This window comes from Lyngbya confervoides BDU141951 (assembly GCF_000817775.3).
Classification (GTDB): domain Bacteria; phylum Cyanobacteriota; class Cyanobacteriia; order Thermosynechococcales; family Thermosynechococcaceae; genus Lyngbya; species Lyngbya confervoides.
In genome coordinates, this window is sequence record NZ_JTHE03000041.1 from 1 (window position 1) to 15,888 (window position 15,888).

The window sequence follows — 15,888 nt, forward strand, 5'->3', positions numbered from 1 at the left end:
CCTGGAAGCTTTTTATTCCCACAGCACAACGGCCAGGGGGCCTGAAGGATGTGGCCTACTTTCATCCCACATTTCTGTATGAATCGATCTGGAACTTTGCCACCTTTGGGATTCTAATCGGGCTAATCTATGCTTTTCCGACACTAAAGCGAGGCAGTATTTTTCTCATCTATGGCATTCTCTACAGCCTGGGACGATTCTGGATTGAGGGCTTGCGCCTTGATAGCTTAATGCTAGGGCCACTGCGTATTGCTCAGGGGGTGAGCTTTGCTGGGGTCATTCTGGGGCTGTTTGGACTTTTCTGGCTCTATGGGTTAAAGCGGAGCCTTCCCGATGGGGTGCCGCTCAAATCGACCGATCGAGGATAAGGGAAAGGTCATTCCATGGAACTGTATAGCCACCGTGGATTTCATACGGATCTGTTGGAAAATACCCTGGCAGCCTTTGCCGCTGCAGTGGCCCTGGGGGTCGATGGCATTGAAACCGATCTTCGCCTCAGTGCAGATGGGCAGATCATGGTGTTTCATGATGCCGTGGCCCCTAGCGGCGAAGCCGTGGCCGCCCTTACCCTGTCGCAACTCTGTGATCAGGCCGGACAGGCAGTGCTTACCCTTCCGCAGGTTCTAGACTGGACTGAACAGCACAATTACGCCTTTCGCTGGAACTTTGAGATAAAGACCCCTGAGACTTTTGGACCGACGCTGGATTTGTTGACGACGCGATCGCTCCCCCAACCGCCGCTGGTGACGTCCTTCTGGCACGATTGCATTCAGGCAGCGGCAACGCAGCGCTCAGACCTGGACTTTGGACTGATCTGGGCGCATTATCCCGCTGACTTTGATCAGGTACAGTGGTTTGATCTCCGGGCCAATGTTTCCACCCTGGTGGTCTATCAAGAGCGGTTAACGCCGAATTTCGTTAGCCAGGTTCACCAGCGGCAAATGCGTCTGTTCACCTATGGGGATCAAAGTCTCCAGGATTTGCAGCGTTTGCACACCTGGGGGGTGGACGCAGTGATTAGCGATCGCCCTGACTGGTGGCTAGACGATGAATGATCTACTCCCCTGCGTGACTTTATAAAACCGACGTCATAAAAGACGTCATAAAAAAAGGAGCCTTGATAGAAGGCTCCTCTGATATAGCATCTAGACTTGAACCAAAAAGCTCCTACCGCTGGGTCAGGAGCTTTTTGGCGTAGCGTTAAATCACGACTTGGATCCTAACCGAACTTGCCTGCAGTGGATGCAATCAAGAAGGCGGCGTAGGTCAAGACGAAACCAACCGCAAAGTGAGCTAAGCCCACGAGACGAGCCTGAACAATGGATAGGGCAACAGGCTTGTCCTTCCAGCGAACCAGATTCGCCAGAGGAGTGCGCTGGTGCGCCCAGACAATTGTTTCAATCAGCTCTTGCCAGTAACCTCTCCAGGAGATGAGGAACATGAAGCCTGTGGCCCACACTAGGTGGCCAAACAGGAACATCCAGGCCCAAACTGAGAGATTATTGGTACCCAGCGGATTGTATCCATTAATCAGCTGAGAAGAGTTCAACCAGAGGTAATCGCGGAACCACCCCATTAGGTAGGTTGAGCTTTCGTTGAACTGGGCGACGTTTCCTTGCCAGATCCCCAGGTGTTTCCAGTGCCAGTAAAACGTCAGCCAGGCAACGGTATTCAAGGCCCAGAACAGAGCTAGGTAGAAGGCATCCCACGCAGAAATGTCGCAGGTGCCGCCCCGGCCAGGACCATCACAAGGAAAGCTGTAGCCGAAGTCTTTCTTGTCGGGCATGAGCTTGGACCCACGGGCATCCAGCGCACCTTTGACCAGAATTAAGGTCGTGGTGTGCAGACCCAGGGCGATCGCATGGTGAACGAGGAAGTCACCCGGCCCAATGGTTAGAAAGAGTGAGTTGCTTCCCGCATTAATGGCATCCAACCAACCCGGTAGCCAGACGTTCCCATAGTTCGGGAATGCCGTGTAAGCAACACTGTCTGGATTAGACAGCAGGGTGTCAAAGCCATAGAGGAGCTTACCGTGTGCCGCCTGAATCCACTGGGCAAAGACCGGTTCAATCAGGATTTGCTTTTCAGGAGTCCCAAACGCCACCACCACATCGTTGTGAACGTAGAGTCCCAGAGTATGGAAACCCAGGAACAGAGACACCCAGCTCAGGTGCGAGATAATCGCTTCCTTATGCTCAAGCATCCGGGCTAAAACATTGTTCTTATTCGCAACTGGATCATAGTCCCGCACGAAGAAGATCGCTCCGTGGGCAAAGGCACCACACATTAGGAAAATTGCAATGTACTGGTGGTGAGTGTACAGAGCCGCCATCGTCGTGTAGTCCTGAGCCAGGAATGCGTACGGTGGCATGGAATACATGTGCTGCGCAACCAGGGAAGTCACCACGCCCAGACAAGCGAGAGCCAGACCCAGTTGGAAGTGCAGTGAGTTATTGACGGTGTCATATAACCCCTTGTGTCCATCCCCAAGCTTGCCGCTCGGCGGCTTGTGAGCGCTGAGAATTTCCTTAATGCTGTGGCCAATCCCGAAGTTGGTTCGGTACATGTGGCCCGCAATGATGAAAATAACGGCGATCGCCAGATGGTGATGGGCAATATCCGTTAGCCAAAGGGCCTGAGTTTGGGGATGAAAACCTCCCAAAAACGTCAGAATGGCAGTTCCTGCCCCATTGGCAGTACCAAAGGCATGATTGGCTGTATCGGGATCTGCAGCGTAAACGCCCCAGTTACCAGTAAAAAACGGAGCCAATCCGGCAGGGTGAGGGGCCACCGTCAGGAAGTTATCCCAACCCACATGCTGCCCCCGTGCTTCCGGGATCGCAACGTGAACCAGGTGACCGGTCCAAGCCAAAGAGCTAACCCCGAACAAACCAGCCAAGTGGTGGTTCAGACGAGATTCAGCATTCTTAAACCAGGACAAGCTGGGACGGAACTTGGGCTGAAGATGGAGCCAGCCTGCAAACAGAAAGATAGCTGACAAAATCAGCAGGAAGATCGCACCCTGGTAAAGGTCCCCATTGGTGCGCATTCCAATGGTGTACCACCATTGATAAACGCCAGAATAAGCGATGTTTACAGGGCTGGAAGCACCTGCCTGGGTGAAGGCCTCAACAGCACCTTCCCCAAAGTGTGGGTCCCAAATCGCGTGAGCGATGGGACGGACGTTGAGCGGATCTTGGATCCACTGCTCGAAGTTACCTTGCCAAGCAACGTGGAACAGATTGCCCGAAACCCAGAGAAAAATGATCGCCAGATGGCCAAAGTGTGAGGCAAAAATCTTTTGATAAAGATTTTCTTCCGTCATTCCATCATGGGTCTCAAAATCGTGGGCGGTGGCAATTCCGTACCAGATCCGCCGGGTGGTGGGATCTTGAGCGAGTGCTTGGCTAAATTTAGGAAATTTAGTTGCCATAGTCTGTTATTGTCCTCCTCGCCCTTATCCGATTGACAGTGAACGAGCTAGGAAGAATGCCCAAGTTGTAGCAATGCCTCCGAGAAGGTAATGCGCAACTCCGACAGCTCGACCTTGAATAATGCTCAAAGCGCGGGGCTGGATTGCCGGTGCAACTTTAAGCTTATTGTGCGCCCAAACAATAGACTCAATCAGCTCTTGCCAGTAGCCGCGACCACTGAATAGGAACATGAGGCTGAAGGCCCAGATGAAATGAGCTGCTAAAAACATCAAACCGTAGGCGGACAATGCCGAACCATAGGAATTGATGACCTGAGACGCCTGTGCCCAGAGAAAATCTCTCAGCCAGCCGTTAATGGTAATTGCACTCTGGGCAAAATTGCCCGCAGTGACGTGAGAAACAGAACCGTCGCCGTTTACGGTACCCCACACATCAGATTGCATCTTCCAGCTGAAGTGGAAAATCACAATGGATAGGGAGTTGTACATCCAGAACAGACCGAGGAATACATGATCCCAACCGGAGACTTGGCAAGTGCCGCCTCGTCCTGGACCATCGCAAGGGAAGCGGAAGCCGAGGTTGGCCTTATCAGGAATCAACCGAGAGCTGCGCGCAAAGAGTACACCCTTGAGAAGAATGAGTACAGTTACGTGAATCGTAAACGCGTGGATATGATGCACCATGAAATCTGCTGTACCCAACGCAATGGGCATCATGGCGACCTTATTACCAACAGCAACGACATCTCCACCAAAGGCATGGCTGACAACGCCTAGGGCATTTGGAGCAGTAGTTCCTGGTGCCATGGTGTGAAGGTTTTGAATCCACTGAGCAAAGACAGGCTGCAATTGAATCGCCGTATCAGAAAACATGTCCTGCGGACGACCCAAAGCACGCATGGTGTCGTTATGAACGTACAAACCAAAGCTATGGAAGCCCAGAAAAATACAAACCCAATTTAGATGCGAGATTATAGCGTCTCGATGACGCAGCACACGATCTAGCAGGTTGTTTTGATTAACCACTGGATCGTAGTCACGCACCATGAAGATCGCACCGTGCGCAGCACCACCCACAATCAAGAATCCCCCAATCCACATATGATGCGTGAATAGTGAGAGCTGAGTGGCATAGTCGGTTGCCAGATAGGGATAGGGCGGCATCGCATACATATGCTGTGCAACGATGATGCTCAAGGATCCCACCATGGCAAGATTAATCGCTAACTGCGCATGCCAGGAAGTGGTCAAAACTTCGTAAAGTCCTTTGTGGCCTTCACCAGTGAAGGGACCTTTATGACTTTCTAGTATCTCTTTCATGCTGTGACCAATACCCCAGTTAGTGCGGTACATGTGTCCAGCAATGATGAATAGAACAGCAAGAGCTAAGTGATGGTGAGCGGTATCAGAAAGCCACAGACCACCAGTAACAGGATTCAAGCCACCCTTGAAAGTCAGAAAGTCCGCATAAGCTCCCCAATTCAACGTAAAAAATGGCGTTAACCCTTGTGCAAAGCTGGGATACAGCTCCGCCATCAAATCCTTATTCAGGATAAATTCATGAGGCAAAGGAATATCGCTAGCTGCAACGCCAGAATCTAGGAGCTTATTGATGGGTAAGGAGACATGAATCTGGTGACCCGCCCAGCTCAAGCACCCCAAACCCAAAAGAACCGACAAATGGTGGTTCATCATGGATTCCACGTTCTGGAACCATTCCAGTTTGGGAGCCTTTTTGTGGTAGTGGAACCAGCCAGCAAAAAGCATTAGACCCGCCATGACGAGGCCGCCAATCGCAGTGCAGTAAAGCTGGAAGCTGTTGGTAAAGCCGGAGGCTCTCCACAACTGAAACAGACCGGAGGTGATCTGAATACCGTGGAAGCCGCCACCGACATCCGCGTTCAGGATGTCTTGACCCACAATTGGCCAGACCACCTGAGCACTGGGTTTAATTCCGGTAGGATCACTTAACCAGGCTTCATAGTTCGAAAATTTTGCGCCGTGGTAGTACATGCCGCTTAGCCAGATAAACACGACGGCCAGGTGACCGAAGTGAGCACTGAAAATCTTGCGGGAGATGTCTTCCAGGTCGCTCGTATGTGTATCAAAGTCGTGAGCGAGGGCGTGGAGATTCCAAATCCAAGTTGTGGTTTGGGGTCCCTTAGCTAAGGTTCGGTCAAAGTGACCCGGCTTTCCCCACTTCTCGAAGGAAGTTGGAACCGGGTTGGTGTCCACCGAAACCTTGGCTTTTGTCTCGCGCCCCCCTGGGCTAATTGTCATCGAGATTCTCCTCTCTTTGAACAAGCAAGGAACGAAGACTCACCATCCACAATAATGTCCAATTAAAGGAATAAGGCCATGTTTGGGATGGGGTTCTCTCTTGAGAATTATAGGGGCCAGCCTAGGTTTATGCGGTTAATTAACAATAATTAAGGTGTCATTAATAGAGCGTCGAAAGATGAGCCAAAAGTAAAAAAGTGCAAATAATTATGAAGAGTTTTCTGATTTAACCTCCTGAGGAGAGGAGGATCAAGACCTTAGCGATGAGATTGTAAAGACCTGGGAGCACAGAAATGAGGAAAGGGCTCCGCGGTGGCCCCCCCCGAAGCAGCTGACAGCTTTGTAAAGTTTCATGCGGATTGATTGGGGTAGGGGCCATAGAAGTGCTTGAGCGTCTAGTCGTTCCGATATGATTTGGGTTGAATGCCCAATCCAAGGAGCGCATAGTCTCTTTGCTGGGTAAGCCTGCTTTAGAGGAGACAGTTTAGGTGGCTTGGCGAACAATCGTAAAGGCAATGCGCAGCATTCTGTGCATTTTTGGTTTGACTCTTTTGCTTGGATTGTCCTATGGATGCTCGTTAAAGGATTTGTCCAACCCAAAACTTCCAGACTTTGATTTAGACCTGCCGTTAATGGGGATGGGGGGAAACGAGCTTAGAGAAGTGTCTCCTCCCGAAGCTATTGAACGCTTGAAGCTTGAGATGGGCCAGGTGCAGCCGCAGATCAGCGTCAGCTTTCCCCATCAAAATGAGCAGGTGAATCGTCAGGATGTCGCGGTGCAGTTTGATCTCAAAGGGCTGGATTTATTTAAAGATCCAACTCTAAACCTGGGACCTCATCTGGTTGTCTGGCTAGATGGTTGCTTTCTCAAGGAGATCTATCGCTTAGACACCCCCCTACAGCTTGAGGATCTAAAGCCTGGAAACCATATCCTGCAAATGGCAGTGGCCTACCCTTGGCACGAGAGTTTTCGTAATCCGGGTGCCCATGCCCTCGTCAGCTTTTCCGTGTGGACTGAAACTCAAGCCAATCAGGTGAAGGACCATCAGCCTGTACTGAGGGTGTCTCCCCTCTTTGGGGATGCCACAGAGCCATTGCTCCTTGATTTGAGGGTTGATCGCCCTGGGGAAACCCCCGATCAATCCTGGGTGGAAGAAACCTTTCCGGTGAGGGTGACCTTGAATGGAACCTCGTTTATAGCAACAGAGTTAGGGCCGATTTACTTATCGGGATTGCGAGAAGGGGACAACTGGCTCAAGGTAGAGTTGCTGGATGCCCAAGGACAGGAGTTGATTTCTCCCTACCCTGAGCAAACCTTTAGCTTTACCTACGCTCCGAGCCAATCCCAGACTCCCCTAGCGCAACTCATGCAGGGAAATATTCCGTTTAGTGAAGCTCGTGCCATGATCGACCCTGCGGTTTCCCGGCAGGTTGAAGAGGCCCCCGATCCCTCTGTGACTCCATCCCCTAATTTGCCACGGGAGTCTCCTTCGTCGTCCCGCCAGCCTATGAATGCAGTGCCTCAGATGGGAACGCCATCGCCTAGCTTGCCTATGGAGTCTCCGGCGGTTACTCTCCCTGAAAATGAAGATTCTGAACCGGTGCTTCGCCCAAGCCAATCTGTCTCTCCTCAGTCACTGCCAACTGAACCAGATGCATCTTTGCCCTCGTCTTCCCCTCTTGCCTCACCCGGAAAGTCTGGTCCTCAAGATTCGTTCCAGTCCACCGCCCCAACCACCGAAGGGAGCTAGCGGGCAGCAACAGCAATTCAGTTGCGTAGTTATTGAGCCTCCCTACTTCTTGATCTAGCTTTAGTATCTAGCGTTAATTTTGCCAGCCGACCTTTGGCCCGCGCCCTACCCGGTCGGGTAGGCATCGGGCGGATGTCACCGCTGAAAAAGGGAAACCCACGCAGAGATCGCCGGGTAAGATCAATTTTTTTTAAGATTTCAAAGCTGTTTTTCCAGACTTTTCCGTAATCCCGCGGTTTGCCTCTGATTTTTGTCAGGGCACAATACCTCTATAACGAAAGATTATGAGTGTGAAAGGTAGCGTTCAATGCTGGAAAGCCTGCTCTCGGAAACCCTGGCGGTCACAGTGGATCATCTCAAGATGACGGCTGAAATGATTCAATGCGCTGAGGAGGCTGCGGTGGATCTGCCAGAGGCCTCAAAGCAAAAGCTAAATCTGCTGCATGTTGGGGTTGCCCTGGCGCTGCAGGCCCTAGAGGATGAGACCCTCGCTGCATTGATTCAAAAATCCCTGACCTATCAGGATCTCGGTTTCTAGGACGCTAACGCGCGTCTCCCGCAGTTCAGTAAAGTTCCATCGTTATCATGTAAGCAGACGTTATCGAAGGGACGATTGAAGCTGTGGCCATGGAGCAAAAGTCTGGCAACCAATGGAAACTTGGGTCACTGTTTGGGATCCCTCTGATTATTGATGCCTCCTGGTTGTTTATTGTGGGTCTTGTGACCTTTGTGAATGCGATCGCCTGGCAATCAGAATTTCCCCAGTGGGGAATTGGCATCACCTGGACTGTGGGCTTTTTGACGGCAATTTTGCTATTTGTATCTGTGCTTTTGCATGAGCTAGGGCATAGCCTGGTTGCCAAGTCCCAAGGAATCACGGTTAACTCCATTACACTTTTTCTCTTTGGGGGCATTGCGTCCCTAGATGCAGAGGCTAAAACGCCAGGAGCAGCTTTTTGGGTGGCCATCGCTGGCCCCTTAGTCAGCCTATCTCTGTGGCTAGGACTAGGGCAGGTGGCGTCTTGGATGCCGGAGCAGTCGGCCCCGCAAGTGATGTTCCAGAACCTGTCCGAGATTAATTTGATTCTGGTGCTCTTTAATTTAATTCCGGGTCTGCCCCTGGATGGAGGGCAGGTTCTACGAGCAGGCATCTGGAAAGTCACCGGAAATCGCTTCAAGGGCGCCCATTGGGCTGCAAAGGTGGGTCAGGCCTTGGGATGGACGGCGGTCATTGTAGGGCTCTTTGTAGTTCTCCTCGCCGGATCCTTCTCAGGAATGTGGATGGCGCTGTTGGGCTGGTATGGTCTGCGCAATGCCTATCGCTATGACCGTTACACTGATTTGCAAGAAAAAATTCTCGCTCTGACGGCTCAAGATGTGATGCAGCGATCGTTCCGGGTGGTGAAGGCCAAACAGTCACTGCGGGATTTCGTCGATCAATATTTAATTTATTCCGAAGAAACTCCCGTGTTTTTTGCCGCTGCGGATGGACGCTATCGAGGGCGCGTTGAGCTGGATCGTCTATCCGGAATTGAGCGAAGTCTGTGGGAACAACATACGGTCGAGGAAATTCTAACGCCGTTGCCAGCACTCCCCACGGTTCAAGAGCGTGATCCGCTCACCAACGTAATTTTAAGCTTGGAGGATCAGCAATTACATCACATGGTGGTGCTCTCCCCCGCCGGTGCGATCGCCGGACTGATTGATCGAGCCGATATTGTCCAGGCCGTGCTGCAGGCGATGGAGTTGAGTTTGCCGTCAGAAGAGCTAGAGCGCATCCGCAGTGAGCACCAGTATCCAGCCTTTTTGCAGATCCCCATGATTGCTAAAAATGCCCTGGGCACCGAGACCTCCTTAGCAACTCCGGAGAGCGATGATCCTCAGGATAAGACGCTTGTGCACCGGGAACGGGCCTAAGACACGAAGCAGTTTGTGGGAATGGCCTGCTGGATATAGGGTTTGAGACTACTCCATTCAGGGGGTTGCAGGGGCAAGATTTCAAACTGCGCTGCGAAGCATTCCGCAGCAGCCTGTTGCAAACTCGGGACAATTTCCTCTATTGACGGCAGGGGGTCTCCCATGGCTGTCCGGAGCCACGGAACATGAAGCGGGGCTGTAGAGGGAAACACTTGCCGGGTGAGGTGGGGATCCAAATGAAGGGCCATGGATCCATGCTGCAGGACCGTTGCTTGACGCCAAGCCTGGGCGCTACCGATAAATTTTGTGCCGTCGCGAACCACGAGATCGGCTCCAGTGGCCATTGCAAAACAGTTGGTTTGATGATGGTACCCGCGCCTGGCTTGACCGTAATGAATCTCGAGCCCGAGACGCTTCCATCCCAGGACTAAAAATTCGCAAATGGTTTCGTAAACTTGCCGGCGACGCCTGGATTCAGGGTGGGTGACCACCGCATAGGTCAGATCTCGATGGTGCAATACGGCTCGTCCCCCCGTGGGGCGTCTAACAAGGGTCAGAGGCTGATTTCGCCAGCGAATGTCTCGCCAAGCTTGGGGCCATTGCTTCTGGAAATAGCCTAGCGAAACCGTGGCGGGGGGCCAGGTATAGAAGCGAAGGGTGGGGGGATGGACGCCCTGGTTACATCGATCCAGCAGCCAATGATCAATGGCCATTTGGACCACTCCTGGAGCGGTAAAGGGGGGAATGTAGCGCCAATGCACTGCGGAGGCGATCGCTTAAGAGGGTTGAACGGAAGAGAATTCCTGCTGCAGGATCTCATCATGCTCATCAGCTAGGGAGGCCACAAGCGTAATCAGGCGTGAAATTTCGCCGACATCGAGATCTGAGATGGATCGAGAGGAAACCACCACAATCTGGGACTGAAAGAGGGCAAAACGGGCCTCCAGGGTTTCTAGCCAGTTCATCCGCATTAACTTTTCCAGGAGACGGTCCTGATGCTGCACAGGAAGCTGAAGAATTGGAGACCAAACGGAGAACGTGTCTCCCTCTGCAACCCCTGTGATCTGGACCCACGCCTCCACACTGCCATAGGTGAATTTCCACAGGCGGCCTTCATCGGTTTGGTTGACAAAGGCATTATGAAACTCATCCAGACTAGAAATTACGGTTTCAATCACCTCAATGAGGTTTAGATCTGGATTGATGACCGTGCCATCCTTAGACAGGACGGTTTCATTCGTTAAGTTACTCATTGTCGAAATCTAAAGTAAGCATAGAGAGTGGGTAAGGAGTGAACCGAGGGAGAATTTTGAGAAACAGGTGCGGCTACCCCTAGGATAGAAAAAGCAGCAATCTGGAACTGGCGGCCTGCCCCTTCTCCCTGACTTTAACAGCGAAATGCAAACCATCGTGATTGTTCTCAATGTTATTTTAGCCATTGGTGGTTTGTGGCTTGCCTGGCGTCTTAGGCAGTTGCAGCGCGCCTTGAAAAGAACAACCCAGGCCCTCATTTTGACAGAGATGACGGTGCAGCACACCCTCCAACTCTTGCCGCCAAAGATAATCCAAGGACAAATGACTGTGCAACAGGGACAGCTGTTTCTCCTACAGTTGGATTTAGCAATCCGCCAAGCCCAACAAATCTGGATTCTGCTCAAGCCAGGTCGATTGATCCTGCTTCTCCTCTGGCGAAGACCCCTGGCACGCGGTGGGTTAGTCCGGTATTTTCTGGGCGGTTAGATCATGTTTTGCTATGTAAGGAATCGGGTAAAAATCTGCCATGCCTAATTCTCGTTCCATTGCGTTTACCACTGGCGTGCTCCTAGGTGCAGCCGTGGGGACAGTGACGGGCCTGCTTCTGGCTCCCCGATCTGGCAATGAATCTCGCCGTCTTCTAAAAAAGTCCGCAGCGGCACTGCCAGATATGGCCGAAGATCTCTCAACCTCAATGCAGATTCAGGCTCAGCGGCTATCCGGGGCGACGGCGGCTCGCTGGGATAACACGCTGCTACGGTTGCAAGCGGCGATCGCTGCGGGCACCGAGGCGGCCAAGGCCCAGCGACAGGCCCTGCAAACGCCCCGTCGCGGGGCATAAGGCTCAAATCAAGGCTAGGGACAGTTTTCGTGGGTGAACCAATTTTCTGGCTGGGCGTTTCCTTGTGTCTTGTGGCGGTCTGTTTGGCCCTGGTCTTGATGACAGCCATTCCGGCATTTCAGGAATTATCCCGCGCTGCCCGCAGTGCAGAAAAGCTGTTCGACACGCTCCAGCGTGAACTGCCACCGACCCTTGATGCAATTCGATCCACAAGTCATCAGGTCAGCGATCTCAAGGCGGATCTGAGCCAGAGTGTCGACCAAATTCAGCATGTCATTGCGCAAGTCGATCACAGCCTGACCGAAGCACGCGAGCAAGTTCACCAAACCCAGGTAACGGTGCGCAGCCTTTGGACCGGCATGAGCGTTGGAATTCACACCTTTTTCCGTGTGCCACGCCAGCGACACCCCGGACGACGGTCGAATCGCCGACGACTGCGATGATCTCTTGGCCAGGAAGACTGGGCCATTAGGAGGATTGTCACTGCAATGACCCAGCGCACGTCGAAAAAGGGCTAGGATCACAGCCTATAATAGGTTCACTACAGCAAAATATTCATTGTAATCGGCTCTATTGCAACGTGATGGTTCTACATTGCAGTTTTAATTACGCCGTTTCCACAATCCCTATTGCTGCCTGTGGGTGTAAGGAGGATAACTATGGGAATTAGTTTGAAGCAAGCTATTGAAGTAGGGTCATACATCGTCTCGCAGCGAATGAAGGGGCGTAAGCGCTTCCCCCTGGTTTTGATGCTAGAGCCGCTCTTTCGGTGCAACCTAGCCTGTAATGGCTGTGGAAAAATCCAGCATCCCCTTGAGGTGTTACGTCAGCATTTATCGCCAGCGGACTGCTTCAATGCCGTAGAGGAGTGCGGGGCACCTATCGTTTCCATTCCTGGGGGAGAGCCTTTGTTACATCCCCAAATTGATGAAATTGTGGCGGGCTTGGTAGCGCGGCGCAAGTTTGTATACCTTTGCTCCAACGCAATTTTACTGGAGAAGAACTTACACAAGTTTAAGCCTTCTCCCTATCTCACCTTTAGCATTCATCTTGACGGATTGCGAGAGCACCATGACAAGTGCGTTGATCGCGAAGGGGTGTTTGATACGGCGGTGCAAGCCATTAAGGCAGCTAAAGCCCAGGGATTTCGGGTGACGACCAACACCACGATTTTTGAAGGGGCGGATCCCCAAGAAATGCAGGAATTCTTTGACTTTGTCAGCACCCTGGGCGTAGACGGGATGATGGTTTCTCCTGGCTATAGCTACGAATGGGCACCCGATCAAGATCATTTCCTGAAGCGAGAGCAAACCAAGGCACTGTTTCGAGAAATCTTAGCGCCCTACCGTCAGGGTAAAAAGAACTGGATTTTCAACCACAACCCGCTGTTCTTAGATTTTCTGGTGGGGGAAAAGGACTATGAATGCACTCCCTGGGGCAGTCCTAGCTACAGCGTTTTGGGTTGGCAAAAACCCTGTTACTTGCTCAACGAAGGCCATTACAAAACTTTCAATGAACTCCTGGAGTCTACAGATTGGGATCAGTACGGCCGTGCCAGCGGCAATCCCAAATGCCAGGATTGTATGGTTCACTGCGGATACGAGCCCACGGCTGCAGTGGATGCCCTACAGCCTGCTAATATGGGCCGGGCGATGGCTGGACTCTTTAGCTAGGCGAGCTGCTTGCGGCCAGATGGAGGAAGCTGTTCCTCCCCGGCACCGGTTTGTTGTGTCAGGCCGCAAGCTGTCATAATAAGAAAGACAATCGGGTTATTCAATCAATGAATGACCCGATTTGTTTGTGGATGATTCCAACCCGGCTGATCGTCTGCTGTGGCAATCCGTCAGTGACTGGGGGCCTGCCCAATCTGTTAGGACGCAAAAGCGTTCTTTACAATTTTTCTATTCTTAATTGAGGCAATCGCAGATATGAACCCCAATGTGGAAATTTACACTTGGTCGGCCTGTCCTTTCTGTATCCGGGCCAAGCAGCTTTTGTCCCAAAAAGCTATAGATTACAAAGAATACTGCATTGATGGAGATGAGGCAGCCCGCAGCGAGATGGCCGGTCGGGCTCAGGGGCGGCGTTCGCTCCCCCAAATTTTTATTAATGATCAGCATGTGGGCGGCTGTGACGATCTCTATGCGCTGGAGCGTCAGGGGCGGCTGGATTCACTCCTTGCGACTCACTAGGGCGCTGAGCGGTGAAACTAGCCTTTATTATTGACCCCATCGAAGGTTTAGATCCTACCCACGACACCAGCGTCGCGCTAATGGAGGCGGCGGGAGTCATGGGCGATCAAGTGTGGATTACGACCCTGGAGCACCTCAGCGTCATTAAGGGACAAACCTGGGCGACAATGCAGAGCATATCCGTGCCTCCGGCTGTGCTGGAGGGCGATCGCTGGCTGATTAGTCAACCCTGGTATACGCTGGGCGATCCAGAACTGCTGCCCCTGAACTTCATGGACGTGGTGTTCATGCGTAAGGATCCGCCGGTGACGGTGGCCTACCTTTACGCCACCTACCTGTTAGACTCTATCGATCCGAAAAGGACGCTGGTGATCAATGCGCCTGCGGGCATTCGGGCTGCCAATGAGAAGATGTATGCCCTGCAGTTCGAGGCGGTGATTCCCCGGACAATCGTTTCCCAGGAAAAAGCAACCATTCGCAATTTTGTGGAGTCGGAGACAGCAGCGGTGTTGAAGCCCTTGGGGGGAAAAGCCGGCGAAGGAATTTTGTTTCTGCGGCCAGAGGATCCCAACCTCAACTCCATGATTGAAATTAGTACCCATCAAGGTCGGCTGCCCGTGATGGTTCAGGAATATCTTCCAGCGGCGCGAGAGGGCGACAAGCGAATTATTTTGCTGGCGGGAGAACCCATTGGGGCCGTCAATCGAGTGCCCACAGGACAAGAGTTTCGCGGCAATATGGCCACGGGCGGTCGGGTGGTGGCGACCCCCATTACCGAGCGCGATCGCTTCATTTGCGATCAGGTGAAAGCAAGCTTAATCAGGGATGGCCTGTTCTTTGTGGGCATTGATGTGATTGGAGACTATCTGACTGAGGTGAACGTTACCAGCCCCACGGGGATTCGAGAAATTGATCGACTGGCGGGGCATGCCTCTACCTCCGATCAATCCCTTGGGCGGCAGGTGATTGCCTGGTTGACACAGCAGTGCGGCACCCCTTAAGACAGGGATTAACTGGAATTAAATCAGGATTAGATCAGCGGAGTAAGGCACAGATGACAGAGAAGCCAGTGGTTTTGGTAACTGGAGGAGCGGGCTACATTGGTTCCCACTGTGTGCTGGCCCTCCAGTCCGCAGGCTTTCCTGTGGTGGTTCTCGATAATCTCGTTTATGGTCATCGAGAGTTTGTGGAGGGCTTGGAGGCGGTGACCTGCGTGTGGGGCGATATTAGCGATCGCGCCCTTGTGGATCAAGTGCTCAGCCAGTTTCAGGTGGGCGCTGTGATGCACTTTGCGGCCTATGCCTACGTGGGAGAGTCCGTGGGTAATCCTGCTAAATACTATCGAAATAATGTGGTAGGAACCTTGACATTGCTGGAAGCAATGTTGGCCGCTCAAGTTCCCTATCTGGTCTTTTCTTCCACCTGTGCAACCTACGGCATTCCTCAGCAAGTGCCAATTTCAGAGGACCATCCCCAGCACCCCATTAACCCCTACGGAATGAGTAAGCTGATGGTCGAGCAGATGCTCACCGACTTTGATCAAGCCTATGGGTTACGCTCTGTGAGATTTCGATACTTTAATGCCGCAGGGGCCGATCCCTTAGGGCGGGTCGGGGAGGATCATCAGCCAGAAACCCACCTCATCCCACTGGTGCTCTTGACGGCCCTGGGCCAGCGGGAGGACATCACTATCTTTGGCACGGATTACGATACACCGGATGGAACCTGCATCCGCGACTATATTCACGTGACGGATTTAGCTGAGGCCCACGTTCTCGGCCTGAACTATTTGCTTGACGGTGGCAGCACAAACGTATTTAACCTGGGGAATGGCGATGGATTTTCCGTTCGTCAGATCATCCAAGCCGCTCAAGAGGTGACTCAGCGCTCTATCAACGTGCAGTTCGGGTCGCGGCGACCAGGAGACCCCGCAGCCTTAATTGGTCAGGCCCAACGGGCCCAAAAGGTTCTGCAGTGGAAGCCAAAATATCCAGAGATCGACACGATTTTGGACCATGCCTGGCGGTGGCATCTTCAGCGTCATCGCCCGAAGGACGAGGCCCAGGGTTGAACCGGACCTTCTGGGGGCAAGAATTCGTGAAATTTACGAGGGACTGGCGCCAAATCTTTTGCTATATTGGGCAACAAAGTTGACAATATCTTGAAATTCAAGGGTTGCAGGGCTAAATTAACGGGTTTCATCTGGGATTACCGAAACTT

16 protein-coding genes are annotated in these 15,888 nt (G+C 52.3%); 12 read left to right on the forward strand and 4 right to left on the reverse strand.

The genetic code is table 11. From position 1 onward, the window contains the following. Both QQ91_RS06405 and QQ91_RS06410 read left to right on the forward strand, forming a co-directional pair. On the forward strand, positions 1-368 hold a 368-nt coding region (locus QQ91_RS06405; RefSeq protein WP_166281218.1), incomplete at its 5' end, for a prolipoprotein diacylglyceryl transferase family protein. A gap of 15 nt (positions 369-383) precedes the next feature. Continuing rightward, positions 384-1,055, forward strand: a complete 672-nt coding sequence (locus QQ91_RS06410) for a glycerophosphodiester phosphodiesterase (protein WP_166281220.1) — start codon at positions 384-386, stop codon at positions 1,053-1,055. A 164-nt stretch (positions 1,056-1,219) separates the two neighbouring features. Here QQ91_RS06410 and psaB read toward each other — a convergent pair whose 3' ends face one another. Together psaB and psaA are read right to left on the reverse strand one after the other, a co-directional pair. Beyond that, entirely contained in the window at positions 1,220-3,433 is a 2,214-nt protein-coding gene (gene psaB, locus QQ91_RS06415) for a photosystem I core protein PsaB (protein WP_166281222.1), read from the reverse strand. Positions 3,434-3,457: 24 nt separating this feature from the next. Further along, entirely contained in the window at positions 3,458-5,713 is a 2,256-nt protein-coding gene (gene psaA / locus QQ91_RS06420; protein WP_166281224.1) for a photosystem I core protein PsaA, read from the reverse strand. Positions 5,714-6,300: 587 nt separating this feature from the next. Here psaA and QQ91_RS06425 point away from each other — a divergent pair. The 3 genes from QQ91_RS06425 (at position 6,301) to QQ91_RS06435 (ending at position 9,381) form a co-directional block, all read left to right on the forward strand. After that, positions 6,301-7,464, forward strand: coding sequence for a hypothetical protein (locus tag QQ91_RS06425; RefSeq protein WP_250833274.1), 1,164 nt, complete (start codon positions 6,301-6,303; stop codon positions 7,462-7,464). A gap of 307 nt (positions 7,465-7,771) precedes the next feature. Continuing rightward, on the forward strand, positions 7,772-8,002 hold the full coding sequence (locus QQ91_RS06430; protein WP_166281228.1) for a hypothetical protein: 231 nt from the start codon (positions 7,772-7,774) through the stop codon (positions 8,000-8,002). An 89-nt stretch (positions 8,003-8,091) separates the two neighbouring features. After that, positions 8,092-9,381 (forward strand): site-2 protease family protein, encoded by a 1,290-nt coding sequence (locus QQ91_RS06435; protein ID WP_236096103.1) that lies wholly within the window; start codon positions 8,092-8,094, stop codon positions 9,379-9,381. Here the strand turns inward: QQ91_RS06435 and QQ91_RS06440 are convergent. Then, positions 9,378-10,094 (reverse strand): lipoate--protein ligase family protein, encoded by a 717-nt coding sequence (locus QQ91_RS06440; protein WP_166281230.1) that lies wholly within the window; start codon positions 10,092-10,094, stop codon positions 9,378-9,380. The two genes, QQ91_RS06435 and QQ91_RS06440, sit on opposite strands and share 4 nt — an antisense overlap. 63 nt (positions 10,095-10,157) lie before the next feature. Then, a complete protein-coding gene (locus QQ91_RS06445) occupies positions 10,158-10,634 on the reverse strand; it encodes a YbjN domain-containing protein (protein WP_166281232.1) in 477 nt (158 codons plus the stop codon). Between the two features lie 145 nt (positions 10,635-10,779). On the opposite strand from QQ91_RS06445, the gene QQ91_RS06450 reads away from it, so the two are divergent. From QQ91_RS06450 to galE, 7 genes are all read left to right on the forward strand, one after another. Then, positions 10,780-11,121 carry a hypothetical protein gene (locus QQ91_RS06450; protein WP_166281234.1) on the forward strand — a complete coding sequence of 114 codons (342 nt, stop codon included), beginning with the start codon at positions 10,780-10,782 and terminating at the stop codon, positions 11,119-11,121. Positions 11,122-11,161: 40 nt separating this feature from the next. Then, positions 11,162-11,476 (forward strand): YtxH domain-containing protein, encoded by a 315-nt coding sequence (locus tag QQ91_RS06455; RefSeq protein ID WP_166281236.1) that lies wholly within the window; start codon positions 11,162-11,164, stop codon positions 11,474-11,476. Between the two features lie 29 nt (positions 11,477-11,505). Then, positions 11,506-11,919, forward strand: coding sequence for a DUF948 domain-containing protein (locus tag QQ91_RS06460; RefSeq protein WP_166281238.1), 414 nt, complete (start codon positions 11,506-11,508; stop codon positions 11,917-11,919). A gap of 216 nt (positions 11,920-12,135) precedes the next feature. Then, entirely contained in the window at positions 12,136-13,149 is a 1,014-nt protein-coding gene (gene hpnH, locus QQ91_RS06465; RefSeq protein ID WP_166281240.1) for an adenosyl-hopene transferase HpnH, read from the forward strand. 255 nt (positions 13,150-13,404) lie between these two features. Next, positions 13,405-13,668 carry a glutaredoxin 3 gene (gene grxC, locus QQ91_RS06470; protein WP_166281242.1) on the forward strand — a complete coding sequence of 88 codons (264 nt, stop codon included), beginning with the start codon at positions 13,405-13,407 and terminating at the stop codon, positions 13,666-13,668. Between the two features lie 11 nt (positions 13,669-13,679). After that, a complete protein-coding gene (gene gshB, locus QQ91_RS06475) occupies positions 13,680-14,669 on the forward strand; it encodes a glutathione synthase (protein ID WP_166281244.1) in 990 nt (329 codons plus the stop codon). A gap of 53 nt (positions 14,670-14,722) precedes the next feature. Then, positions 14,723-15,739, forward strand: coding sequence for a UDP-glucose 4-epimerase GalE (galE, locus tag QQ91_RS06480; RefSeq protein WP_166281246.1), 1,017 nt, complete (start codon positions 14,723-14,725; stop codon positions 15,737-15,739). Positions 15,740-15,888 lie beyond the last annotated feature (149 nt).

Coding starts and splice junctions, on each gene's coding strand:
- QQ91_RS06410 (WP_166281220.1), top strand. CDS start 384: ATGGAACTGTATAGCCACCGTGGATTTCATACGGATCTGTTGGAAAAT.
- QQ91_RS06430 (WP_166281228.1), top strand. CDS start 7,772: ATGCTGGAAAGCCTGCTCTCGGAAACCCTGGCGGTCACAGTGGATCAT.
- QQ91_RS06435 (WP_236096103.1), top strand. CDS start 8,092: ATGGAGCAAAAGTCTGGCAACCAATGGAAACTTGGGTCACTGTTTGGG.
- psaB (WP_166281222.1), bottom strand. CDS start 3,433: ATGGCAACTAAATTTCCTAAATTTAGCCAAGCACTCGCTCAAGATCCC.
- grxC (WP_166281242.1), top strand. CDS start 13,405: ATGAACCCCAATGTGGAAATTTACACTTGGTCGGCCTGTCCTTTCTGT.
- QQ91_RS06455 (WP_166281236.1), top strand. CDS start 11,162: ATGCCTAATTCTCGTTCCATTGCGTTTACCACTGGCGTGCTCCTAGGT.
- QQ91_RS06445 (WP_166281232.1), bottom strand. CDS start 10,634: ATGAGTAACTTAACGAATGAAACCGTCCTGTCTAAGGATGGCACGGTC.
- hpnH (WP_166281240.1), top strand. CDS start 12,136: ATGGGAATTAGTTTGAAGCAAGCTATTGAAGTAGGGTCATACATCGTC.
- galE (WP_166281246.1), top strand. CDS start 14,723: ATGACAGAGAAGCCAGTGGTTTTGGTAACTGGAGGAGCGGGCTACATT.
- QQ91_RS06450 (WP_166281234.1), top strand. CDS start 10,780: ATGCAAACCATCGTGATTGTTCTCAATGTTATTTTAGCCATTGGTGGT.
- psaA (WP_166281224.1), bottom strand. CDS start 5,713: ATGACAATTAGCCCAGGGGGGCGCGAGACAAAAGCCAAGGTTTCGGTG.
- QQ91_RS06440 (WP_166281230.1), bottom strand. CDS start 10,094: ATGGCCATTGATCATTGGCTGCTGGATCGATGTAACCAGGGCGTCCAT.